Origin of the sequence: Lysinibacillus sp. JNUCC 51 (assembly GCF_015999525.1) — a bacterium.
GTDB lineage: Bacteria > Bacillota > Bacilli > Bacillales_A > Planococcaceae > Lysinibacillus > Lysinibacillus xylanilyticus.
Map to the genome: position 1 here is coordinate 4,790,850 of NZ_CP065545.1, position 23,748 is coordinate 4,814,597.

Sequence of the window (23,748 nt, forward strand, 5' to 3'; positions counted from 1 at the left end):
TACATTTTAAGCATTTTTCTTCGTTCTCGTCGTTCGTTTTCTTGTTGCTGGCTTTTTCGTTTTCTCTAATGAAGCTTGAAGTGCTGTCATTAAATCCGTTACATTATCAGGTACTGGACGTTTATCACTAGTCGAAATTGTATTAGTAGCTTTTTTCTCCTCTATTAGCTCCATTAAAGCATTACGATAATCATCTGTATATTTTTCTGGATTAAATTCTGTTGTTAATTGATCGACAAGCATCAGTGCGGTTTCTAGCTCTTTTGGAACAATGTTTGGTTCACTTGGAACATTTGGAACATCACCAACACTTCTTACTTCATCAGGGTAATGAATCGTTTCCATTACTAAAGCGTTTTGATAAACGCGTACAATTGCTAGTTGCTCTTTTGAACGGATAATAATTTTAGCAACGCCTATTTTTCCAGATTGCTCTAATGTTTGACGTAATAGGGAGTAAGCCTTCCCGCCAGTCGAATCAGGGGATAAAAAATAAGTGCGTTCAAAATAAATTGGATCGATTTCGTTTAATTTCACAAAATCAATGATTTCAACGGCCTTATCTTCATTTTCCTTCCGTAAGTTCTCTAACTCTTCTTGATCTAATACGACAAACTTATTTTTAGCATACTCATATGCTTTAACAATATCCTCATCTTTTACTTCTTGGTTACAGCCTTCACAAACCTTTTTATAGCTGATAGGTGTATGACATTCTTTATGGAGCTGTCGCAATTTAATGTCTTTATTTTCTGTAGCGGCATGTAGTTTTACCGGTATATTGACAAGACCAAATGAGATACTGCCTTTCCAAACTGTATGCATTTGTATCACCTCGTTTATCTTACTATGATATATTTTGCTTATTTTTATGTATCTTAAAGTGAAATCGTCAAAAACTGAAGATAAAAAGCAAAGTAGGTATTCAAATGAAACCAATGCTATTAACAGAAGTGCTCGAAACACCAATTGGTGAGGAGTGGATGTACGAAACAAAATATGATGGATTTAGATGTATGTTAGTTTGGGACGAACAGCCAATGTTAATAAGCAGAAATGGCAATAACTTAAATCACTTGTTTCCAGAGATACTCGATTTTTGCAAAAGTATATTTAATAAAGTTAAAAAATATTTACCATTAACATTTGATGGTGAGTTAGTTTATTTAACGAATAACTTCAATAGTGATTTTTCTCAAGTCCAAAAAAGAGGGCGGATGCAAAATAAAGAAGTTATTGCTACTCATGCAAAAACCTTCCCTTGTCATTATATTGCGTTTGATTTACTGAGCTATAGAGGGGAGCAGCTGACAAATAAGTATTTAAAAACACGCAAACAGCAACTTTCTAAGCTTTTTACAACTTTAAAGCTCCCGGCAACTGTCAATTATGAGGATCAATGTCCATTACAAGTGATTAGTAGTATGGAGCATAGTGAACCTCTTTGGCAGGCTATTAAGAATTACAATGGAGAGGGAATGGTTGCAAAGAAGAAAACAAGTAAATGGATAGGAGATACACGCTCGAACCATTGGTTAAAAATAAAGAATTGGAGATATGTAACGGTCATAGTGACGAAATATGATCATAGCAATGGTTATTTTCATGGCAGTATTTATCAACAAGGGGGGCTAGTTGAAGTAGTTATTTTTAAACATGGAATGTCAGAGGAAGAGCGGAAAACACTCATTGCTTTTTTTCAGTCAAATGGACAGAGGAATAATGAAACATGGGAGCTGGAGCCATCCATTTGTCTTGATATAGCTTGTATTGATTTCGATGGAAGCAAATGTCGAGAACCGCGTTTTCATGCATTTCGACTGGAGATGTTGCCAGAGGACTGTCATTGGCAGCATATGCAACGACAGCTTTATCCTATCCCAGATTCGGTTCAGATTACGCATCCTGATAAGCCTATTTGGCCAGAAATCGGTATTACTAAGGATGGATATTTGCATTATTTGCAAATGATTTCTCCGTATTTATTACCCTTTCTTCGTAATCGCCCTCTTACATTAATTCGTTTTCCACATGGGGTACCTGGTGAAAGCTTTTATCAAAAAAGTAGTCCCGAGAAAATACCTGGGTTTGTTTCTACTGGATGGATGGACGATATTCATTATCTTGTATGCAACAATCTTGAAGCATTATTATGGCTAGGCAATCAGCTGGCACTAGAGCTGCACATACCATTTCAAACGTTGCAAACAGAGTGTCCGACTGAGATTGTCTTTGATTTAGATCCTCCTTCCGTTGAGCAATTTTCACTTGCTGTTACTGGAGCTCTTGATTTAAAGGGGATTATCGATTATTTTAAGCTACAATCATTTGTTAAAACGTCAGGAGGTAAGGGAATACAGCTTTATATACCGTTGCCTGAAAATGCCTTTACTTATGAAGAGGTGCGAGTATTTACTGAATTTGTCTGTCGTTTTTTATGTGAACAAAAACCAGAATTGTATACCATCGAGCGTTTAAAGAAGAATAGACATCAAAAATTATATTTAGATTATGTACAGCATGCAGAAGGCAAAACGATTATTGCCCCATATTCAACTCGTGGCAACGAAAAAGGCTTAGTGGCAACACCATTACACTGGGAGGAGGTAAATGAGCATTTAACACCAGACGACTTTACTATTCCCGCTGTACTGGAGAGAATGAAAAAAGTGAGCAACCCATTTAAAAATTTCCGTCAAGTAGGGGAAAGTCAGGATTTTCGATCGGCTTTAGAGCGTTTAAAAGAGCAGTGATGTGCCGGAAATTAAAATGGTAGAGCTTAGAGGCAAAACTTCGATAAAAGGCAATAAGCATTGGCTTCAGTGTCGATGTGCTGTAAATAGCAATAATAAATATACCCTTATTAATAAAACTCATTTCTTTTTTGTCATATAAAAACTCCTTTCATAAGTCTTAAATAAAGCAAAATAGATATTTTCCATTCTTGCTAAACTTTCGTAATTTTAGGTTAGATAAAAAAATAATGTAAACTCGGAGGTAGGGCAGTGCGGTAAGGTTTTCCTCCCTTGGTATTTATCAAATCCTAAATATTAGGGAAAGACAGACCAACGACCGACCTGAGCTCCATAAATTGTTCGGAGCAAGACATACACGGCCGGCTCAAATTTTTTAAGAGATTATCGATTGACTTAGCTTATATGTTTTATTTAAGAATAAGATGTTAAAATGGATTCCCTTCATCATAATCGTCTCCCTTCATTGAATAATGTAATAATAAGGAGGGTGACAAAATGAGTTTTGAAAGTTTCAATAGAAGTGAAAAGGGTTCAACTAATAAAAAATTTAGCAGAATTCATGATGATTGCGAAGAAAGTTGTAATAATAAAAATGTTCCAGGAGTACAAGTCCCACAACAACATTTAGGTACAGGTCTTCCAGGGTTTGCTTATATTTATGATACAACTGCTCAACCAGGTATCCCGAATAATGGTTCAGTTACTTTCAATACAAATGGCAATATAACACCTTCAGGGTTTGTAACACATGTACCAGGAACAGCACCTATCATAATAAATCAAACGGGTATTTATCTTATTACCTACGAGGTGTTTGTTACAGGTGGCCCTTTTGCATTTTCCCTTTTCAATGGCGACAACCAAATTGCAGGTTCCAATTACGGAGGCAATGGTGGTTCCGACCCGCAAAATGGTCAAGTAATCACTACTTTAAATGCATCGGATGTTCTTACTTTGAGAAATATTCATCCAAACCCAACAGCTTTATTAAATACAATTATTGGAGGCACTCAGGTTATCAGCGCGTCTATTGTCATTTTAAGATTAGCTTAAGGATTTGAATTTGAGTCACATCAAACCAGGTGTGGCTTTTTACATTTATAGATTAGTTTTGTTTTTACAGTTTGAAATTTGAAAGGAGTGGTTATCATGTGAACTTCATCCACTTTCCATAATTCAGTCAAACTTACTAAAACAAACTTACTGAGCATCAAGTGCTCGGAAATACGCTATAAATACACAATTCGCTTTACAAATATAACGTGGTGTAGCTCTACCACCGTTCTAAAAGTGAGCTAACTCGACAATTAAGTATTATACTGCAGTTGACGAGCCTTATCCTTAACACAGTAAGGCTTTTTATATGGGATATAAATTACATAATTTTTATCTTTCAACCATATGATTTGGATGGGGGTGTGATATGTATAAATATAGAGCGCAAGTATATTTAACAGAGGGTGAAACATTGCCTTTTATTGAATTTGAATTAAACAGGGATAGTCATGTTGCTGCATTCAACTATCTATATAGTAATACTGCTGATAAATTTTTAGTTTTCCCTTTCTGGGAAAATCGAGTCTCTTTTGTTGCAAGAGATAAAATTAAACGAATAGAAATTGTTAGAAGTTAACATCCCCCGGGATGTTTTTTGCTTTGAAAACTGCATCAAACAGCCATAAACAATCGGAGGCTAGTTCAAGGTCTACTATGTATTGTTAGGAAAATTACGATACCAAATGGAGTTTAAGGGATTAGTTATTAGCAGGGCTGAGTTTGGTGCGGTTTTGAGAGTGAAATTTGTAGAAAATTGTTCCGATTTGTTACCACTCGGATTATGATTATAGTGGAGTTAGTTATTTTGAAAAGTTTAAAAGTTACACTGCAAATTACATTTTTCTCATTATTGATATTAAACGTTTTGCTAATATTTTGCGTTATATTCTCCTATTTCTTTAGTGTGAGGGACTACAAATTAATTTCTGGGATTATTGCATTTATTAATTGATCAACTGGATCCATATATTGAAATAAATCCTATAGGTGTTCCTAATGAAAACTACTATCCAGGCACGTCAACAATTATGAAAGCTGGGGATGTTTTATATTCAAGCAAATCCTTTCTAACTTCAACAAAAATTGTTGGGCATGTAGCAATTGTGGGACCTGATTATCGTATATACCATGTAAATCCTGTAGGTGACGTAGCGGGCAAAAGAGATACGTTAACGGATTATCGCAACCGCCATTATGTAGGGGAAACGATTTATGTTTATGGTCCAAGTAGTGGCGCAACAGGAGCAGCAAACTGGGCGAGTATCAACTATTCTTCTGCAAAAACTTATGAAATTATTAATCTAGAGCCTTTGAGTTCAATTAGTTCTAATTATTGCTCTAAATTTATTTGGCAAGCACTTTATTACGGCAGCTCAATTGATCTTACGCATATAGGATTAAAAGGTTCAAGTTAGTCCTGGGTAACGCCGGAACCTATTAAAAATTCTAGTACTATGACCTCTTTAACATCATTCAAAAGTCGTGATTAAAATTTCAATATATTTAGGGGAGTGGGTAAAATAAAAAAATTTTTAATTATCCTGGCTATTCTAATATTAATTATTTTCGCTTCTGTTGCTTTCGTTCAATTTAAAAAACATCAGGCTTCCGATAAAGTATTGCAATACTTAACGGAAGTAAGGGGCTATAAGGAATCGGAAATAATAACTCTTGAAAGCAAGTATACCTTTTTTGGCATACCGAAGTATCACGTGGAAGTAACTTTTAAAAACGAACCCAAAATCGTCTATCTTTATTTCGCTAATGATTTAAAAGGACAGTTTGAATATTACGAGATTGATGGTAAGAAAATTCTTACCGAAGACTTAAAAAATTATGATCCGGCAAAAAGCAAAGTAAGCACGAAATATAAAAAATAACGCTCCTTTATGGTAAGTACGAGGATTAGCCAACTATCGAAAGTTTTTCAGATAGTTGGCTATTTTACATATGCAGCTTAGGTATTTTCCAGCTAATAATTATGTGAAATCTAGGTTGATGATGTGGCAAATTAGGTAGTTTTGTTATCGGTCTTACTAGATATTGATAGAAATCGATTCCGTTTGCAGATCAATGTCTTTTGTACCGAAAGCGAAGCGTCAGCTACATACGCTTCGCTTTCACACAATAAACATTCACTCCGGGTTCGAGTTATGGGGGATAAATTAATTCTCATGTGTCTGATTAAATTTCTTGAGTCCGATAATATTTCCTAAAATCGAGAAGATAGTAGTTCCAACGATAACTATCATTAATTCTATGTTATCGAAATAAAGATACGAAGTTAATGAATTATTAACATGTCTCATATAAAGAACTATTGCGTAGGTTGTAAAGAAACTGATAGTTGCTCCAAGTGTAAAACCACTTATATGCAACCAGTTGTTATATTTTTTTAATAAGAAATGAGATAAAACCACAAGAATGATTGGCAATAACTGAATATAGTGGTCGATTATGTTGCTAATATAGATGTTTGGTATGTAACCTTCGTCTGATCTGTAGTGATATGATTTATATGAAAAGATAACCATTGGTATAACTTTGATTAACCAAAAGCCGATTAATGTACCAAAAATTATCGGTTTGATAGTAATTTTTTTTATTAAAAAATAACAAATAAAAAACGAAACAATCACAGTAATAGGTGACATTAAGATGATATTAATTTGGTAAAGCCTATACTCATCATTACCATTAAAATCATGATAAATATCTGCTAAAGAAAAAGATGCGAGTACTGCAGCAATAGCAGTAACTAAATAAGATGTTACATTTAAAAATAATTTCAATTGGGTTACTCCTTTTTATATTTGTTAATGATTATGTTCTGGAAGATTGTTGCTGTAAAACAAAAAAGACATCATTCATCTATGTATTGTTTAGAGCACACTCGCTAGTTAAACAAACCAAATGTTTACTCTTTTGCTTTTTAACTGAAGTTGGATTGTATTCTCAAATAAATATACCAATTATTAAAATTATACCAGTAACATCAACAATAACAATCGGTTTAAGCAGTTCAAAAATGAATGATAAAAGAATAGGTAATGTTACTCCCACCAAACTCCTGAAAATAAGGAACTCCCTTTTTCTCACCTCTTTTAATGATAACTTTCGGATAAGTAAAGGATAATTTTATTACTATTTTGCTCTGTTTGTAAAAAACGACTTCACTTGTTGGAGAAAAGTCACCTTTCCAATTTCATTCCATAGAATACTTTACCTATTAAATATTACCATTTTTTACGCTATTATGTATGTGTAATTTTTCCCATATTCAACAAGGGTAGTAATGAGTTTATTTAGGGGTATTAAAGAGTTTCTGAAAGAGAAACTGCCTCTTTTTTTATCAGTCTCAATTCATTATTATCATTTTTGATTAAAACAACAAAAAAGACCACCCCGTATGAGATGGTTAACCTTTTTGATCATATAAAAGCAGTAAGTTAGAATGGCTCATTAGATGACAATATAAGGATAAACCATTACTTTCCCTATATTTAGAAAACTAATGACAGCCATTTAAACAGGAAGGGGCAAACGAATTCTCTCAATCAAGTATTAAAACAGTTCGCAGATGAGTTTTCTACTGAATCTTTAAACAAATCATGTTAAGGACAACATTCTATGCGTCGTTCTTTTCTAGATAATCCAGAATCCCCATTGCTGAAACAACTGTATCGAATGGGATTGTTTGATAAACCGGATGATTCTCTGCGATGCCATTTTCCTGTAAATAATTGTACAAAAGTGCCTTTAAGCGACCATCTAAAAATTGTACTTGTTCTTTAAAATCACTAGATACCGTTAACGCCTTTTTTCCTTCTGCTAAAAATAGCGGTGTCCAGTAGCGCACTTGTTTGTAAGCTTCGGCTGGATTTTTATATGCACCGAAATGACCGAAATACAATTCTGTAGCATTTAACTTTTCATACAGCTGGATAGATTGCTCCATTGTATCTGGGTCATACTGATTCGGTGAAGTAGAGGGAATGATTAAATCAATTGATTCGCCCTCCATTTCTGGATAACGCACACCAGTTGTATCTCCAACAAACAATCCATTCGTTGCAGAATAAAGCATGGATACATGATGCTTTGCATGACCTTCAGTATGATAAAACGTTAGCTGATGTTGACCTAAAGATAGTACTTCCTCATGTTCGATTTCTATAATGCGCTCTATATCGATAGGTAAAATCGGATCAAATAGACGATCGAACTCCGCCCCGTAAACACTCTTTGCACTTGTGATTAGACGGGTAGGATCTACCATATGAGATACACCTCGAGGATGTACAACGAAAGTAGCATTTGGACAGCTTTGTAAAAACAAACCTGCACCTCCAGCGTGATCTAAATGGATATGCGTAACAATTACATAATGAATATCCTCTAGAGAAATATGCAATTCATCTAAGCCTTCTACTATATACGGCATAGAAGGACTGGCAGAAGTCTCGATTAATGTAATTTTTTCATCAATAAGCAAATAAGAGCTTGTACGCTGTTCCCGATTTAAATCATGTGTATCAATACAATAAAAATTTGGTGCAAGTTGTTGGACTCTCCCCATGTAAATAATCCCCCTTCAATTTTGTTGAGTGTAAATTATTCTCTAATATGCAATTTTTATCTACAAAAAGCAGTAGTTATACTTTATAATAATAGAAAAATATACTGAATGTCCATTCATTTTTTAGGGGGATTTACTTATGGAGAAAAAGATTCGCTACGACACAAGAAAAGTTCATCGTGTTAATTTAGCTATCATTTCAATTTTGGCTGTGCTTATTTGTGGACCGTTAATACTTTCGAAGGGCATTATGTTCTTATTTGTTGGACTTGCCGTAATTGCATTAGCGGTTTGTAATTATTTTTTACCTATTAATACATACGTTAAAGGCTTTATTTTTGGAATGATTCCTTCGAGTGTTGTCTTTACGTTATTTTTAGTCGATAGCTTTTCATTAACTAAACATTATATTCTACTTTGTTCGGTGGCCATTATCGCTCTTTATTTTAAGAAAGAATTACTAGTATTTTTTGGCGTGCTAACAAATATCAGCTTCCTAATTCTTTATATTGCTAAGTCTGGATCATTATTAGGACCCTCAAATAATATGATCGTTTTCATTACGCTTTTTGCGATCATGAATGGTGTTATTATTGCATTTTATTTAATCGCAAAATGGGGTAATGAACTAATCGAGCATGCTGCGATTCAGCAAAATGAAGTGAAAGCGTCATTAAATCAGCTAGAGAATACGTTTCAGGAAATTGAAAAAAGTAGTCAAGCCTTGGATGAGCACGTTACACAATTCCAACAAACTATGCAGAGTATAACTGGAACGAGTAAACAAATTCTTTTAGCTACTGAGGATATATCCGCAAGTATTCAGCAGGAGTCATCTAGTCTGCAAATGATTCATGGCACGATGAAGGAATCAGTGCATTTTGTTACCGAAACATTCGCGATTTCAAAGAATACTGTATCTAAATCTACTGATCTGCAGCAGGAGATTTTAGTAGGTTGGGAGAAAATGCAGGATGCGATGGTGCAAATGGGCGTGATGAATCATGCTATGAGTTCTACAGCCGAAACTGTGAATGAGCTACAGACTAGCTTGAAAACTGTAGATAGCTTATTAAAGGGCATACAGCATATTGCAGAACAGACGAATCTACTGGCTCTTAATGCTGCAATAGAAGCGGCAAGAGCAGGGGAACATGGTAAAGGATTCGCCATCGTTGCAGATGAAGTGCGGAAATTAGCAGAAGAAAGTGCGGCGATTACGGTAAGTATTTCGAATGTAACGAGAACATTGTTCGAAAAATCAACAGAAGCTCATCAACGCTCTGATGAAGGTGAAAAAGCGTTGCAACAGGGGGAAATGCTTTTACAAGACGTGAGCACCTTCTTCAATGTCATAAAAGATTCATTTGCGATGGCCAATGTAGATTTAACTCGAGGGATGAATGAGTTAAGTAGCGCCATTTCTCAGTTTGAAACTATCCAAGTACAGATTGAAAAACTAAATGACATGACTGAACAAAATGCAACTTCTACAGGAGAAATTGTACACTCAGTGGAAAACGAAAATAATATGTTAGAAATGATGACGAACACAACTAGTCGTATTCAGGAATTAAGCCATACATTAAAGTCAATTGTTATGAAAAAGGAAAGGGAATCTTTTTAAAAAAAGGGAGGCCTACAGTCAATGTACTTGATTTTAGGCCTTTTAGTATTAATCCAACGCCTGGAAGCATTCTGTTAACATAGGCTCCTCTCTGTTCATCGAGCGCACTGTTGGGAGTCAATCGTTATTTCAGGACAATCATCCGAAATCATTCATATTTGAATACACTTCAATACATTTTGCTCCAGCATTTTCATCGTGTATAGCTTATAAATCATAGATCATTTTTCTAGAGTCACGATTGGTCTACAATAGCTTCAACCACCATCGTAAATAGAGTTCGCCATATTGACGAATGACCTTTACTTCTGCTTCATTCCCATTTTTAGCGTCCTACATAAATTGATCTAGTTTCTATATGTTATGAATCGTTTATCCTTCTTGAACAACGGCGTTTTCATTTGCTTTCACAGTATTCGACGCTTCTATACAGGCAGCAATGAGTGTAACTGCCTTCGAAAAGTAAACTGTTCTATATAAAAAATAATGGAAATTTGAAACAAATGGCGAAATTAATCGTAATAAATAGAAAAGTTTTAAAGGAGATGAAAAGGTGTTATTCATAAGTATCGTATTTTCCATACCTATATACGGCTTTTGTATTTGGAGTTTGTATCAGCCGGAGGAAAGCTATTTCTTCTTTGATCGGTGGCGATACAAAGAAATCCCTGAGTTATCAGATATTCAAATCAAATTAATTAGAATCGGTAGCGTATTCGCGATGATTATGTATACAATCTATCTTATTGTTGTGGCAATTGATACATTTACGCCCTAATATTTAATTAGTTCACGCAATAATCATCCAAGTGAAATGTTATACTTAGAGCTATGAGGAAATTAAATTGATTTAGAAATTATTAATATTTCAGACGAAAGATTGATGTGAATGGTTTATGCTTTTAATATACTATTTCATAAATAATGATGGAATAGGAGAATATTGACATGATAAAAGGTTTATATGAAGCGCATTTACCAGTAAGTAATTTAGAAAACTCGATTGTATTTTACAAAAAATTAGGGTTAGAACTCGCCTATCAAAAAGGAAAAGTTGCTTTCTTTTGGATCGTTAAAGGAGAAAGCTGGTTAGGATTATGGGAAAATGATAGTGTTCATGTAAACTACCATCCATCAATCCGACATTTGGCATTTAAAATTGAGGAAGAAGATCTTGAGCATGTAAAAGAGTGGTTGTCTTCAATTGGAATTGAGGTTCGAACAGAATTTGGCCTTACTTCCGAACAACAACCTTTAGTACTATCGAATTATCCTCATGCACATGCTGCAATTTACTTTTCAGACCCAGATGGTAATTCATTAGAATTAATTACACCATTGAGACTAGATGATATTGAGAGTTTTAATGAGATGTCTCTTGAAGAGTGGAGAAAACGTTATTCCATCTTGTAATACAGTAAGAGCCTTCACCGAAAACGGTAAGGCTCTCTCTTATTTCCTTTTAAATCACTATTTCGTTGTTACATCTTTCATTGCGTTACTGTCATGCTTATATTTAAAAGTTATTGCAAAAATGAATGCCAAAACGAGCGTATATGCCCCGAAAACTAACCAAATATATTGCCAATTCCTGACTCCGTCAACTGTAAAATAATCAACTACTTTTCCGCTAATTATAGCCCCCACATAGGCGCCGATTCCATTGACCATTGTACTGAATAATCCTTGAGCACTTGCACGAATTCGGTGATCGACTTCTTTTTCTACAAAAATGGCCCCCGAAATATTGAAGAAATCAAAGGCACAACCGTAAACAATCATTGATAACAACAAAAGTAAAAAGCCTCCGCCAATCGGACTTCCATATCCAAAGAAAACAAAACGTAATGTCCATCCTACCATACTAATTAGTATTACTTTTTTAATGCCATATTTACGTAAAAAAAATGGAATGGTCAGAATAAAGAAAACCTCTGAAATTTGTGACACTGATAATAAAATAGCTGGATATTTTACCGCAAAGCTATTTTTATAATCAGGATTCAACGCGAAGTCGTGTAAAAACGGATCTCCAAATGTATTGGTAATTTGAAGTGCAACACCCAATAGCATTGAAAAAATTAAAAACAAAGCCATTTTTTTATCTTTAAACATAACAAATGCATCAAGTCCCAAATGACTTACTAACGACTTGTCCTTTATTGCCTTAGAAGTCGGGCAGGCAGGAAGCGTAATTGTGTAAAGTGCTAGTAACAACGAAGAGCCGCTAGCTATGAATAGCTGAATATTACTTAATTCAATTTTGGCAAGACTAATAATCCACATCGCTAGAATAAAACCAATTGTCCCATAAACACGAATAGGTGGGAAATCCTTTACAACATCAAATCCTTTGTCTTCTAGGTAAAAATAAGAAATTGTATTCGATAAAGCAAGTGTTGGCATATAAACGATTGAGTTAAATAACATTACCCAAAACATCATTGTAGGATCTGAAATTTCAGCAGCACTAAATAAGATAATTGCACCGAGGAAATGTAATATTCCATATAACACATTTGCTTTTACCCAACGGTCCGCAATAATACCAATAAGACTTGGCATTATAATGGCTGCAAGACCGTTAGAACTATACACGATTCCAACTTGCGCGCCAGTAAAATTCAATGTATTGATCATATATGAACCAAATGTAACAAGCCAAGATCCCCAAATAAAAAACTGAAGAAAAATCATAATTTTAAGACGTAATTTTATATTCATTTTTTCCTCCTAGAGAAGGTGATGAGTTATTTTCACTTTTTTGAGTAAAAATAAATTAACAAGGATGCTATCCTATAATGTCTGTTTTAATGAGTTCATTATGCATTAATCGTTCAATAAATTATTTTTTAATAAAAACCATAATCGCTGCATTGGACTCAGAAATATTGACATAACTAAAGCATTTGCTCATAATGACAGATTCATACGAATTTTAAACGGATTGTCGTCATGGTGAAATTTGGGTGTTGGCTACATAGAAATGGTTATTAGCATTTTTGAAATAAACTATCCTTATAAGAATAGATTTTTCAACATCATACATAGTTCATATCAATAAAAACATAAGGATTGATAACACTGAATTCCTACTATTAAAATGTGCAGTTTTACTTTTAGTTTTTCACTGAATGCAATAAATTAAAATTAATAAATTCGTAAGGAATGAGTAAGAAAAAAGTGAAAATCGATTTGTATTATTTTAAATAGAGATTGAAAAGGAAAATTTTTGTTGGTATAAAAGTATATGGATCAGAGGAGGTAACGCTGCAGGAATAACGGGAGCAAAGTACTGGGGACGAAGTGATTTATACAACGCCAGTGCAAAGTGCCCTGCGTACATATTTTAGTGAAGTAAACTTAGAATCTGAATAAGGGAGAATTAAAATGCAATTAGAAAGTATTTTTTCAATAACATCAAGTGCACCATTTTCTAATATTCTATCAGTAGTATCTATTGCGATTGGATTATGCCTTATTATTTTTGGTCTTGTAAAGCAAAAAAATAATAAAAAGAGTACACTAGCGACTTGTTGTATTGTTTTTGGGTTATTAGTTATTATTACACATACAATTCAAATCATTGCGAGAACAATATAATTTCTAGTTGCTACTATTTTTTTGTAGCGAAAGCAAAGCATGTTGCAGCTTCAGCAAAATTAAAAAGTCCAATTTCTCAGTATTAAAATTGAGAAATTGGACTTTTTTACTTGATAAAAGCGGCCGGTTATAGAAGTTCTAAAATGCTTAAACATGAGTACCTGTTACTTAAAAGTTTAGTTCACCTGGCTGATCTTTATGTAAAAAAATTGACGATCGAAGCAGTAACTTGTATTTGGTATAACATTATGGTTTCTATATGGGGAATGCTGACTTGCGTGGATTGTAGATAATCACTTTTACCAAATGGTAGATCCCATCCTGCTCCATTCAAAAGGATAACTTACGGAAGATCATTTGGTATGATATGCATATTTCTGTATGTTGTCGGTTTATTCAATATTTCATATGAAACATTCCTACGTTTTAAATTATTGAAATAGGATTGGTAAAAAATTTCCTTGCATTCTGGTGAGTAAATAAAATATTCCTTGACGGGAATATTCCCCTTAAGTTATATTTTGATTAACGGGATCATAAACCTGTGCTGATGTAGATGATACTTTACCGGCGACAATCATTTTACGAGGTGAGCGACATGTCAGGGAAAACTCCAGGAGTAAACATAACGATTTTGAGCGCTTTGTCAGAATCAAATCGTATGAATATAGTCGAACTCCTGCGCCAGGGTCCTCTAACCGTGGGTGAGATTGCCGACCAATTGGGATTGAGGCAGCCCCAAACTTCAAAGCATCTAAAAGTACTTAACGACAACGGGATTGTGGAAGTGCAGGCTGAAGCTAACCGTCGAATCTACAAGCTCCGACCCGAGCCATTCCAAGCGCTGGATTCTTGGATACAGTCTTTCCAGAGTGTAATGGAAGAAAGATTCGATAATTTAGATGAATATTTGAAGGAATTGCAGAAAAAAGATAAATCATAAAACCATTTCATCTTCAAGGAGGAATTGCAATGTCAAACAATTCAATGGTATCCAGAATAGAAAACGATCGCGTACTAATACTAGAGCGCGTTTTCGACGCTCCACGAGACTTAGTATTTAAGATGTTCAAAGATCCAGAGCATCTGAAACGTTGGTGGGGGCCTAGAGGATGGGAAATTCCAGTCTGCACCGTTGATTTTCGTCCAGGAGGCGTTTGGCACTACTGTATGAAGTGTGTCGATCAAAACCAAGGTGAATTTTTTGGTATGGAATCGTGGGGAAAAGGGGTTTATAAGGAGATTAATGAGCCTGAGAAAATCAGCTATACCGATTACTTTTCGGATGCTGAAGGCAATTCGAATGACTCCATGCCGTCAACTGAGATAGCATTGGAATTCATCGATATGGGTGGAAAGACTAAGTTGATAAACCGTGCAGAATATGTATCTGCAGAAGCCCTTAAGACCGTTATGGATATGGGCATGCTACAAGGCATCACAGAGACATGGGATCGTTTGAATGAGCATTTACAGTCGTTATAGTAATAGAAAAAGTTTTTTAGATAAAAAAGTTTAAAAACATTTTTAAGGAGTGTAAAAATCAATGATTAATAAAGTCGGTCAAATCATGTTGTACGTTAATAACCAAAATGAAGCAAAAGAGTTTTGGACAGAAAAAGTTGGGTTTAGTGTAATTTCAGAGCAAGATAACGGCCAAGGAATGAAATGGATTGAAATTTCTCCAACTGAAGAAGCTGAGACAAAAATTATACTCCACAATAAGGAATTAATTGCTAAGATGCAACCTGAATTGAATCTTGGTACACCTTCTTTAATGTTCTTCTCGGAAGATATCGATAAATTATATAATGACTTATTAAACAAAAACGTTATTGTTGGGGAAATGGTAAATATGCCTTCAGGTAGGGTATTTAATTTTGCAGATAATGAAAACAATTACTTTGCAGTAATGGAATCTAAATAAAATATTAATCAATTTATGTGTGCGATGCTTTAATTAAAGCATCGCATTTTGCATGCGTCTGGAAATACATTGGGTCATAGGAATGAGCTAGTATAGAAATAAGATGGCAATAGTATGCACTAAGGTAAAACTTTATCGATTGTAATGAATGCTATTTTTAAGTTAATCTCGAGCTGAAACAACCAAAACAAGACCTTTGAAAAATAAGAATGTAAAAGTTAAGTCAAAAGGTAAATACACGCTGTAATACCTAGATGCGTTGGAGGTATGATAAACAAAACAAATTAACCCCAAAGAATTAATTTACAGGATCACATTACTCTTTTCGGTTGTAGGGATTATCCAAATCACGGGCTTATGATGAAATAATGAATCTATAAGATATAATTTTTCAAGTTATATAACCTAGTGTTACGTCTATTTCATTATTTCAAATAAAAATATTATGAAATAGAGGGAGGAGGTGATCCAATGAAAATTAATAAATTTCAAAGTGGGTTAAACGGAGAAACAGGTGCAACAGGTCTGCAAATAATAGAGGGGAGAATAGGAGCAACAGGAGCAACAGGTGCAACTGGGCTTCAGGGAATAACAGGAACGACAGGTGCAACTGGGCTTCAGGGAATAACAGGAACGACAGGAGCAACTGGGCTACAAGGAATAACGGGAGCGACAGGAGCAACTGGGCTACAAGGAAATACGGGAGCGACAGGAGTAACTGGACTTCAAGGTATAACAGGAACGACGGGAGCAACAGGGCTTCAGGGGATAACAGGAACGACAGGAGCAACGGGACTTCAAGGAATAACGGGAGCGACAGGAGCAACAGGACTTCAAGGAATAACGGGAGCGACAGGAGCAACGGGACTTCAAGGAATAACGGGATCGACAGGAGCAACAGGACTTCAAGGAATAACAGGAGTGACAGGAGTAACTGGACTTCAAGGAAATACAGGAACGACAGGAGCAACAGGACTTCAAGGAATCGCAGGAGCGACAGGAGTAACTGGTTCCACTGGTCCAACAGGTTCGAATGGCCAAGGACTAATGGAAGTTTACTTAAGTACAGATCAATCAGTTGCAAACAATGATTTTCTTGGGATTGGGAGTGCCTCAGCTTCTTTTATTAAAAATACATTTGTAGTTCCTCAAAATGCAGTTATAACAAGTTTAACTCTTAATATACGAGATCATAACTTAAATGCTGGAGATACTGCATCTGCACAAATATATTTAAGTACAAATTGTGGTTTTACTGCACCGGTAGCTACAGGTATTATAGCAACTATTACAGGTCCTAGTACATCTACTACACCAAAGTGTTGTACAACTACAACGTCAAATTTCTCAGTAAATAGTTGTACTCTTCTGTCTGTAGAAATAACAACTTCGGGCGGATCCTTTGCAAACGGTGTATCAGCAACTATTCGATATCATTCACTTTAATAAATTTTTTTTTTGCTAATTATCATATTATCTTTAACTACAATTTTTTCTCCACCATTCAATGGTAGCTTTTAAAACAGAACACGTTTTGCTTCAAGGCTAGTGTTAAAGTTTTGTTTCTTTTTCTCTTTTCGCATACCGTTATGGTCGGAAACCAATAACGATATGCGAATTTTTTCTTTTATCGATATTCAGGTACCAATAAATGTTTTCTTTTTTTTGTATATTTTTCTATCCATTCTTGACCTAGTAAATATAACAATTATTGAAGACTATATAGGAAAAGTGCTTAATATAACAACATATAAATTAAAAGAGAAAGACCTTGAAGGAGATAATCTCATCATAAATGTATATGAGTATGAAGGAGAAATAGTTGGTTCTATTGGGGAAGTAACCAATTATACACCAGGTATGTTTAATCCATCAGATAAAAAAGGCTTGGAAGATAGTTTTGAGAGATCGAGGTAATTTTCAAGAAGATCAAATAAAAAACTAATTTTACTAAATAGAAATAACAACATATTTAAAAGCAAATCTTGAAGCTACTATTCATATGTATCGATGCTAGACAGAGTTCAATTAGGCAACTCCGGAGCATTTGGATTGTAATGGTAACTGAAAGAAATGTTTAATACCGTTTAGAAAAGCGTTGCTATAAAGCAACGCTAACGGCAAAAAATACCTATAAATAATTGCTAAAACGTTAACATGCTTATTTATCAGATAAAAGTTACAAGGAGATTTGTAAAGATTTAAGTTTTACAATATTATTTTTTAGCTTCTGAAAACTCCACTGAAAAAGTGTCTAGATTGTTTTCTTTTGAAATTGTGTTAATAATGTTGGTTATTAAATTTATTGTTTTATCATCCCCGTCAAAGTTGGATAGTGAAATTGTCAGAACTTTATTTTCTGGTGAATATATTGTATAGAGAATTCTTTTATCTGGAGAAAATCCGTGTTCTATGAGACCGTTTATTATTTTTTTAGTTAATTCAGTTTCTTCGATTTTTTTATTTATCTTTTCTACTTCTTTTAATTGATCTTCAGAGTTCGAAACGAATGTAAAAGGGGAAATATCTGTTACAGGTTGGGAATAACGATTATAAAATACGAAGATACCAATTGTAATTATCAAAAGAATAGTGGACAAGATGATTTTTTTGATGTTAATTCCTCCTTACATGAAAGGTATGTATATTTTAATAAAATATGATTCATGGGTCATGATAAATAAAAAGAGATTTTATTTTAAAACTTTATCATAGTAGAAAAATAAGTGGGATGGGTTGTCATTGTAAGAAGAAGGCTAAACAAGAAGCGGAAGATGCTGAGTTTTTATGTAGAGAAGGGGTAGGGCGGATAGCGGTGTGGAAAAAATGTGGTCCGATGCAAAGCAACAGGTTGCTACCACAAGACTAATTTGTAATGGAATATAAAAACATTTAGAACAATACAAAAATGTGTGAAAAGGATGGGAAAAAGAGCCATATCCTTAATAAGGAATGGCTCTGAAGAATTGGAGAAACGAAGGATACTATATTTTGATTTCTTTAGAGTGGCTCAAAGCCAATAAATTTTACAAGGTGCAGAGCTAAGGTGATTTGCTTAATACCACAATAATTATGTTGAAATGGCGAGATATGTATAGTGGATGACTTAAGAAACCGAATAAAAAATTTTTTTTAGCTGAACAATATGAAAAAAGCTTATTTGAATATTCAAATTCAAATGAGCTTTTGTTTTAGCTTTTTTCCGTTTCATCTTTTTTACTTCTCAGGAGCAATGCCGTGAATAAAAAACTTGCTACCCAAAAGGAAAAGAAAGAATTTTCAAGCAAAGCCAAATTACCACTTTTGAAATAATCCCAAACTGTTGTAAATAATAAAAGTATTACAAAGAAAACAATATATAAGCATTTTCCGAATATAGTCAATTAAAGCACCTCTAAATGTATTATAAATATGCAAAAAAGGTCACTGAGTTGGTAGTGACCATGTTGAGAGAGGCCGTGTCTGTCAAGCCACAGCCAAAATAAGGCGTGTGATACACTCGATATTAATTTGTGCAAATTGCAAGTTACCTATACATAAAAAAAGCCGCAACATCTTAATACGCTACAGAAAACTAACGAATAATATGAGGATAAAATAAAACAGGAAATAGACATAATCGTCTATTTCCTGTTCCATAGCTTTTAATTTTGCTTTATGTTTAGCTTTTGGAATCGAGTGATACTGCTCGTATCGACACATTCTACAAGAACAATGAATTTTTCCTTTGCTCAATCTGCCGCGTACAGGCATGTCTTCACTTTCTTGTAACCAAACATCTTTTAAAATAGTCCATTTCTTTCGAATAATTCGCTCTCTCTGATGGCGAATATAGGCTTTTGAACGATTTTTCATACATATCAGCTCCCCTGAGAAACCCGAGCTTGCAAAGAGGTCAAGGGATAATATGGCACTCCCTACAAGCTTGGCATGTAGCTGATATATTGGATCAATTGATTCATAACTTCATTCCTTTTTAAGAAAAAGCCGCAGCGTTTGCAGACGCCACAGCCCTAAGTCCTTCTATAGGCTAGTCTGATAAGTAATAATAACACATCGGAGACACAGGAGGGCATCTATGTTAAAAGTGAAAGTAGAATTAAATAGCTAACAACTAGACAAGGCTATTTAGAAGACCATGACAATAAGTGAAAGCACATGAGAATGAAAGACGAGCTTGATTCATTAAAAGCACATCTAAAGCTAAATTTCGAATTAAGGCAATGTTGCCCAAATCGGTTGGAATCACTAGTGATCCAGTACAAGCCCATGTTCAAATAGAAGCTTAAAAGTGAGGTTCATATTAACAAAATCTAGAATTTTGCTAAGTGGTTTAAAATTCAACTAACATGGTAACAGGTGACATCGAACTGTGAGTAATTTTCTGGTTGCTAGAAGGTATGCTTTTACGCCCGTTGCCCTGAAAAGAACAGCTAATTAATAAAAAATTATTATTTGACAGCTTTAAAAATAGCTTTTCCTTTTTTGTATACAAATCTTTCCCACTTAGCTAACAATCCATTTCCATTCTCGCCATTTTCTATTTCTAAAGAGTGTTTTTTATGGAAATCTTTTACCCGTTTATTATGTTCTTTTTGCCATTGGTTCAAAGGATTATGTTTCATTTTCTAACCTCCTTTTAGTTTATTAATTATATGGTCAAAATGGATAAATTAAAAGCAATCTATTTCTAGTAAAGAAAAATATTAATTGATAGTTATGAGTAGTGAATATCTGAAAGATTTTGTTCAGTTGAGTAGTTACAAAACAATCTGAGGAAAGAAACTAAAAGGGTCACCTGGGTTGGAAGTGACCCTAAGTGAGGGAGGAAGTGACGGTCAACCAGCGTCACAACCTAGTAAGTGCGTACGATACACTCAACGATAATTTGTGCAAATCGAAGTTCCTTATACATAAAAAAAAGCCGCAGCGTTTGCAGACGCTACAGCACAGAATTGTTTTATGCCCTTTGAGGTTTGATAGTAAAAACAAAAGGGTCACTTGGAATAAAAGTGACCCTAAGCATCAAATAGAAGAAAGGCTAGAAAACTTAAAACTTATGATGTGGCTGTTTATTATTAATTATTAAGTTTGTGTAACTAATTCTACAGCTTCTACTACCAATGGAGTTCCTGCTGTGATTGTACCAGTAACTCCGTTAAAAACTAACTCTGTTGCAGAAATTGTATACGATCCACCTTCTTGCAATACACCGTTGATATAGAAATTATAGTACCCGTTTGTTACTACTGGAAAAGCAGTAGCAGCAGTGCCGCTATCGTTTAGAAAGTCGGTTACAGGTATAGAGGTACCAGCAGTGACAGTTAAATTTGCTGCTAAAACATTAAAGAATCTAGTTGAAGTACCTTTAACATTTACATGAATATTAATAATTGAAAGAGCCATTTTTTTCACCTCCTTTCAAGGATAAAAGTATTATTTAGAAGATTCTTTATATTACATTTGTTGGAATCCCAATGATTCTATAATTATTGGAGTTCCAGCAAAAATAGTTGCATTGAATGGGTTAAGGATTAACGAATCTGAGGTTACTTTATATGCACCTCCCTCTTGCATCACAGCATTAATGTAAAGGTTGATGTATCCATTTGGAGTGAAAATTTTGAATTCTGTAACTGGATTACCATTATCATCTGAAAATAGATTGGCTAGTAAGGTTAATCCGTTTGTTAGATCAATATCCTCTGTAACAATATAGAAATATCTATTTATTGTTGGAATAATAGTTCCGCTTGGGATATCGACAGGAGAAGGTGTGATCGAAGATTCATCAATAGCTTTTATACGGGGCCAATTAAATCTATTTTCTTCACAACAACCGTCGCAAATAGATTTTGATGGATTTATTTTATTCATTTTTGTTTTTCACCCCCTTTTTAAATATGTTGCTGACCCCATGAAACATAGACGTTTCTTTAAAATTTTCTAAAGACATATAAAATCTTTTCACATACTAATAATTTATGATTTGAAATTGGAAGGTGATTGGTAATGCGTCTATTAAACAGAATTTAATTAAATATTCTTCTCTGAAAAGATAGGATTTTTTAAATACATAAAATGAAATGAAAGTTATGAAAATGAATTTTGAAGAAGTACAGGTGATAGGTTTTTACCTTGTTACTGAACAAAATGAGGAAATAACGCAAATTTAAAAGCATTCACCATTACAGGCAGTGAGCCGATGGTGAATGAAATAACTGTTTAAAAATAAGTAAAAGAAAAAGCCGCAGCGTTTGCAGACGCTACAGCTCTTTAAAAGATGTGAAACCTTCAGGTATTAATAATCATTTCTAATCATCGTTTACATCGATCGTCCTCAAATACCTGTTTTATATTTAGAAATATTTTTTTTATTTTCAAAAATAGAAGTATTCTGTTCATGCTTTTTTGGATTAGATAACTGTTCAAGCTGTTGTAACAACAGATCGTGAGAAATATCATTTAAATTTTTCATGTTTTCTTGGGTTTGTTTTACTTCCCTAATAAGTAGTCTAACTAATTTTTTTCCAATTGTTTTCACAATATATGTACGTATATAACCATCTTCATATCTGATTTCAAGTTTAGGTTTGTTATTTTTTTCGTTTTCGTTTTCGTCTTTATGTGTATCTTCAATTCCAAATAAATCTAAGAGACTTTCTTTTTTTATATTTTTATTTACCTCTGTTCTCAAATAATTTAGCGTATTACCGGTTTGAATTTTCAATCATAATTCTCCTTAGAATTTAGTATTTTTTATACCTTATTATAACCTTTAAAGTTAATAAATGGAGGTTTTAATATAGAAATTCGTTCAGTATTCTTAACATCAGTTTGCTGATGCACAAGCATTAAGTAGCATTAAAGACTACTCTGTTAACTCGCCCGAAATACAGGAGTTTTAACAAATTCAAAATTACTTACTTAACTTTTTTATTATTAATCCTAATTTTTATAGCAATGGTTGATACTCAATACTACTGAACAATATGAAGAAAAAAAGCCGCAGCGTGTTCAGACGCTACAGCTCAGAATTGGATTATGCTCTTTGACGGTGCTTACAACATTATTATACCACACCATAGGAGGGCACCTATGCTAAAAGAGAAAACAATAACTATTACATCAGATGTTTTAGATTCAATGATTACGGACTACCACTGGATGGTTAACGCTATCAAAGAAATACGTGCGCTAAAATTATTTATAGGCCAAGATGCTAGTTTGTTAATGTTAGACCCAACTTACAAAAAATTAAACAAAGTAGAACTTATTAGAACTATCAAAGAAAAAAGAGAACTACTAAAGTTTCTATTCGAAAATTTAGATGAAGCTAAACAAAACGAATTAAAATTAAGAGTTGAAGAAGATTTCAAAAGTAACGGACTACCATATGGGGGCTGAGGATTAAAAAATACATACATTTTAAAAGCATTCCTGCATGGAGTGCTTTTTCATTTGTTTTGAAAACTGCATCAAACAGCCAAAACACTTTATTATGAGAGGGACGAGTTTGGTGTGGTTTTGAGAGTTTATTAAAGGGAGAGTCGGTATGGGTATAAAAAATATGCCTATTGAAAAAATTCTATCCAGCACCATATAACCCACGTATAGATTTGCAACCGGGTGATGACGAATACGAGGTATTAAAGTGGCTTGTGGAATAATTTGGTAATTAAGAGCCTCTTGTATGGAATGAACAGATAGGGAATATCGTATGTAGCACAACGTTTTAAAATTCAAATTGCTGAAGGACATTGTTAATACGATCGAAGAAATCTAATCCCAGTTGGATCACAATTTAAAAACCATAGTGGACATGCTGTATTGGGATATGGAAAAAACTGTTGTGAGTGGGAAGACATTGCAGACCGATTGTATATGTCGCGCAATAAGGTGCTACGTAAACGCAATGCATTAATTGATTAAACAACCAAGCGTTTAGCATGGACTTAATGTATGGAGAATATATTAATTTAAATGTAAAGGATAGAAAAGGGGATGGGGGATATTGGATTAATAAATATTATTATGAACGCATTTGGGATTACCATGATAACATTATTTCTTTTTCTTTGGACACTTGATGAAGACAAATGGAGTTTAAGTGGTATATCTTCTTACGTAGTTCCTACAGCATTAATATATTTTGTTGTTTTTGTGTTTGTGTAGAAGATCGAAATTTCTTGTATTCAAT

General features: G+C 34.0%; 25 protein-coding genes. 15 read left to right on the forward strand and 10 right to left on the reverse strand.

Going from position 1 to position 23,748, the window contains the following annotated elements; translation table 11 throughout:
• Positions 1-6: 6 nt before the first annotated feature.
• On the reverse strand, positions 7-825 hold the full coding sequence (gene ku / locus JNUCC51_RS23180; RefSeq protein ID WP_337989963.1) for a non-homologous end joining protein Ku: 819 nt from the start codon (positions 823-825) through the stop codon (positions 7-9).
• A 104-nt stretch (positions 826-929) separates the two neighbouring features.
• On the opposite strand from ku, the gene JNUCC51_RS23185 reads away from it, so the two are divergent.
• The 5 genes from JNUCC51_RS23185 to JNUCC51_RS23205 all read left to right on the forward strand — a co-directional run bounded on the left by JNUCC51_RS23185 (position 930) and on the right by JNUCC51_RS23205 (position 5,692).
• On the forward strand, positions 930-2,753 hold the full coding sequence (locus JNUCC51_RS23185; protein ID WP_337989964.1) for a DNA ligase D: 1,824 nt from the start codon (positions 930-932) through the stop codon (positions 2,751-2,753).
• 498 nt (positions 2,754-3,251) lie between these two features.
• A complete protein-coding gene (locus JNUCC51_RS23190; protein WP_337989965.1) occupies positions 3,252-3,809 on the forward strand; it encodes a collagen-like protein in 558 nt (185 codons plus the stop codon).
• Between the two features lie 370 nt (positions 3,810-4,179).
• Entirely contained in the window at positions 4,180-4,389 is a 210-nt protein-coding gene (locus JNUCC51_RS23195; RefSeq protein WP_337989966.1) for a hypothetical protein, read from the forward strand.
• Between the two features lie 358 nt (positions 4,390-4,747).
• A complete protein-coding gene (locus JNUCC51_RS23200; protein ID WP_337989967.1) occupies positions 4,748-5,227 on the forward strand; it encodes a hypothetical protein in 480 nt (159 codons plus the stop codon).
• 96 nt (positions 5,228-5,323) lie between these two features.
• Entirely contained in the window at positions 5,324-5,692 is a 369-nt protein-coding gene (locus tag JNUCC51_RS23205) for a DUF3139 domain-containing protein (protein ID WP_337989968.1), read from the forward strand.
• A 285-nt stretch (positions 5,693-5,977) separates the two neighbouring features.
• Here JNUCC51_RS23205 and JNUCC51_RS23210 read toward each other — a convergent pair whose 3' ends face one another.
• Together JNUCC51_RS23210 and JNUCC51_RS23215 are read right to left on the reverse strand one after the other, a co-directional pair.
• Positions 5,978-6,604, reverse strand: coding sequence for a hypothetical protein (locus JNUCC51_RS23210; protein ID WP_337989969.1), 627 nt, complete (start codon positions 6,602-6,604; stop codon positions 5,978-5,980).
• An 836-nt stretch (positions 6,605-7,440) separates the two neighbouring features.
• Positions 7,441-8,391, reverse strand: a complete 951-nt coding sequence (locus tag JNUCC51_RS23215) for an MBL fold metallo-hydrolase (RefSeq protein WP_337989970.1) — start codon at positions 8,389-8,391, stop codon at positions 7,441-7,443.
• Positions 8,392-8,530: 139 nt separating this feature from the next.
• On the opposite strand from JNUCC51_RS23215, the gene JNUCC51_RS23220 reads away from it, so the two are divergent.
• From JNUCC51_RS23220 to JNUCC51_RS23230, 3 genes are all read left to right on the forward strand, one after another.
• Complete coding sequence (locus tag JNUCC51_RS23220; protein WP_337989971.1) at positions 8,531-10,018, forward strand: methyl-accepting chemotaxis protein; 1,488 nt, start codon at positions 8,531-8,533, stop codon at positions 10,016-10,018.
• 553 nt (positions 10,019-10,571) lie between these two features.
• Complete coding sequence (locus tag JNUCC51_RS23225; protein WP_337989972.1) at positions 10,572-10,796, forward strand: DUF6199 family natural product biosynthesis protein; 225 nt, start codon at positions 10,572-10,574, stop codon at positions 10,794-10,796.
• A 170-nt stretch (positions 10,797-10,966) separates the two neighbouring features.
• Positions 10,967-11,431 carry a VOC family protein gene (locus JNUCC51_RS23230; protein ID WP_337989973.1) on the forward strand — a complete coding sequence of 155 codons (465 nt, stop codon included), beginning with the start codon at positions 10,967-10,969 and terminating at the stop codon, positions 11,429-11,431.
• A gap of 57 nt (positions 11,432-11,488) precedes the next feature.
• On the opposite strand, the gene JNUCC51_RS23235 is transcribed toward JNUCC51_RS23230, so the two are convergent.
• Positions 11,489-12,742, reverse strand: coding sequence for a nucleoside permease (locus JNUCC51_RS23235; protein ID WP_337989974.1), 1,254 nt, complete (start codon positions 12,740-12,742; stop codon positions 11,489-11,491).
• A gap of 666 nt (positions 12,743-13,408) precedes the next feature.
• Here JNUCC51_RS23235 and JNUCC51_RS23240 point away from each other — a divergent pair.
• From JNUCC51_RS23240 to JNUCC51_RS23265, 6 genes are all read left to right on the forward strand, one after another.
• Entirely contained in the window at positions 13,409-13,621 is a 213-nt protein-coding gene (locus JNUCC51_RS23240) for a hypothetical protein (protein ID WP_337989975.1), read from the forward strand.
• Between the two features lie 598 nt (positions 13,622-14,219).
• On the forward strand, positions 14,220-14,564 hold the full coding sequence (locus JNUCC51_RS23245) for an ArsR/SmtB family transcription factor (protein WP_337989976.1): 345 nt from the start codon (positions 14,220-14,222) through the stop codon (positions 14,562-14,564).
• Positions 14,565-14,593: 29 nt separating this feature from the next.
• The gene (locus tag JNUCC51_RS23250) at positions 14,594-15,106 is read left to right on the forward strand and encodes an SRPBCC domain-containing protein (protein ID WP_337989977.1); all 513 of its coding nucleotides are present in this window, start codon (positions 14,594-14,596) and stop codon (positions 15,104-15,106) included.
• 61 nt (positions 15,107-15,167) lie between these two features.
• Positions 15,168-15,548: a VOC family protein gene (locus JNUCC51_RS23255; protein ID WP_337989978.1), complete on the forward strand. Its 381-nt coding sequence runs from the start codon at positions 15,168-15,170 to the stop codon at positions 15,546-15,548.
• 471 nt (positions 15,549-16,019) lie between these two features.
• Entirely contained in the window at positions 16,020-16,994 is a 975-nt protein-coding gene (locus tag JNUCC51_RS23260) for a collagen-like protein (protein WP_337989979.1), read from the forward strand.
• A 165-nt stretch (positions 16,995-17,159) separates the two neighbouring features.
• Entirely contained in the window at positions 17,160-17,465 is a 306-nt protein-coding gene (locus JNUCC51_RS23265; RefSeq protein WP_337989980.1) for a hypothetical protein, read from the forward strand.
• A 299-nt stretch (positions 17,466-17,764) separates the two neighbouring features.
• On the opposite strand, the gene JNUCC51_RS23270 is transcribed toward JNUCC51_RS23265, so the two are convergent.
• From JNUCC51_RS23270 to JNUCC51_RS23295, 6 genes are all read right to left on the reverse strand, one after another.
• Complete coding sequence (locus JNUCC51_RS23270) at positions 17,765-18,133, reverse strand: hypothetical protein (protein ID WP_337989981.1); 369 nt, start codon at positions 18,131-18,133, stop codon at positions 17,765-17,767.
• 979 nt (positions 18,134-19,112) lie between these two features.
• Positions 19,113-19,403 (reverse strand): hypothetical protein, encoded by a 291-nt coding sequence (locus JNUCC51_RS23275; protein WP_337989982.1) that lies wholly within the window; start codon positions 19,401-19,403, stop codon positions 19,113-19,115.
• Between the two features lie 596 nt (positions 19,404-19,999).
• Positions 20,000-20,173, reverse strand: coding sequence for a hypothetical protein (locus JNUCC51_RS23280; RefSeq protein ID WP_337989983.1), 174 nt, complete (start codon positions 20,171-20,173; stop codon positions 20,000-20,002).
• A 460-nt stretch (positions 20,174-20,633) separates the two neighbouring features.
• Positions 20,634-20,954: a DUF4183 domain-containing protein gene (locus JNUCC51_RS23285; protein ID WP_337989984.1), complete on the reverse strand. Its 321-nt coding sequence runs from the start codon at positions 20,952-20,954 to the stop codon at positions 20,634-20,636.
• A 51-nt stretch (positions 20,955-21,005) separates the two neighbouring features.
• The gene (locus tag JNUCC51_RS23290; protein ID WP_337989985.1) at positions 21,006-21,425 is read right to left on the reverse strand and encodes a DUF4183 domain-containing protein; all 420 of its coding nucleotides are present in this window, start codon (positions 21,423-21,425) and stop codon (positions 21,006-21,008) included.
• 463 nt (positions 21,426-21,888) lie between these two features.
• Entirely contained in the window at positions 21,889-22,278 is a 390-nt protein-coding gene (locus tag JNUCC51_RS23295) for a hypothetical protein (RefSeq protein WP_337989986.1), read from the reverse strand.
• A 368-nt stretch (positions 22,279-22,646) separates the two neighbouring features.
• On the opposite strand from JNUCC51_RS23295, the gene JNUCC51_RS23300 reads away from it, so the two are divergent.
• The gene (locus tag JNUCC51_RS23300) at positions 22,647-22,955 is read left to right on the forward strand and encodes a hypothetical protein (protein ID WP_337989987.1); all 309 of its coding nucleotides are present in this window, start codon (positions 22,647-22,649) and stop codon (positions 22,953-22,955) included.
• Positions 22,956-23,748: the final 793 nt, after the last annotated feature.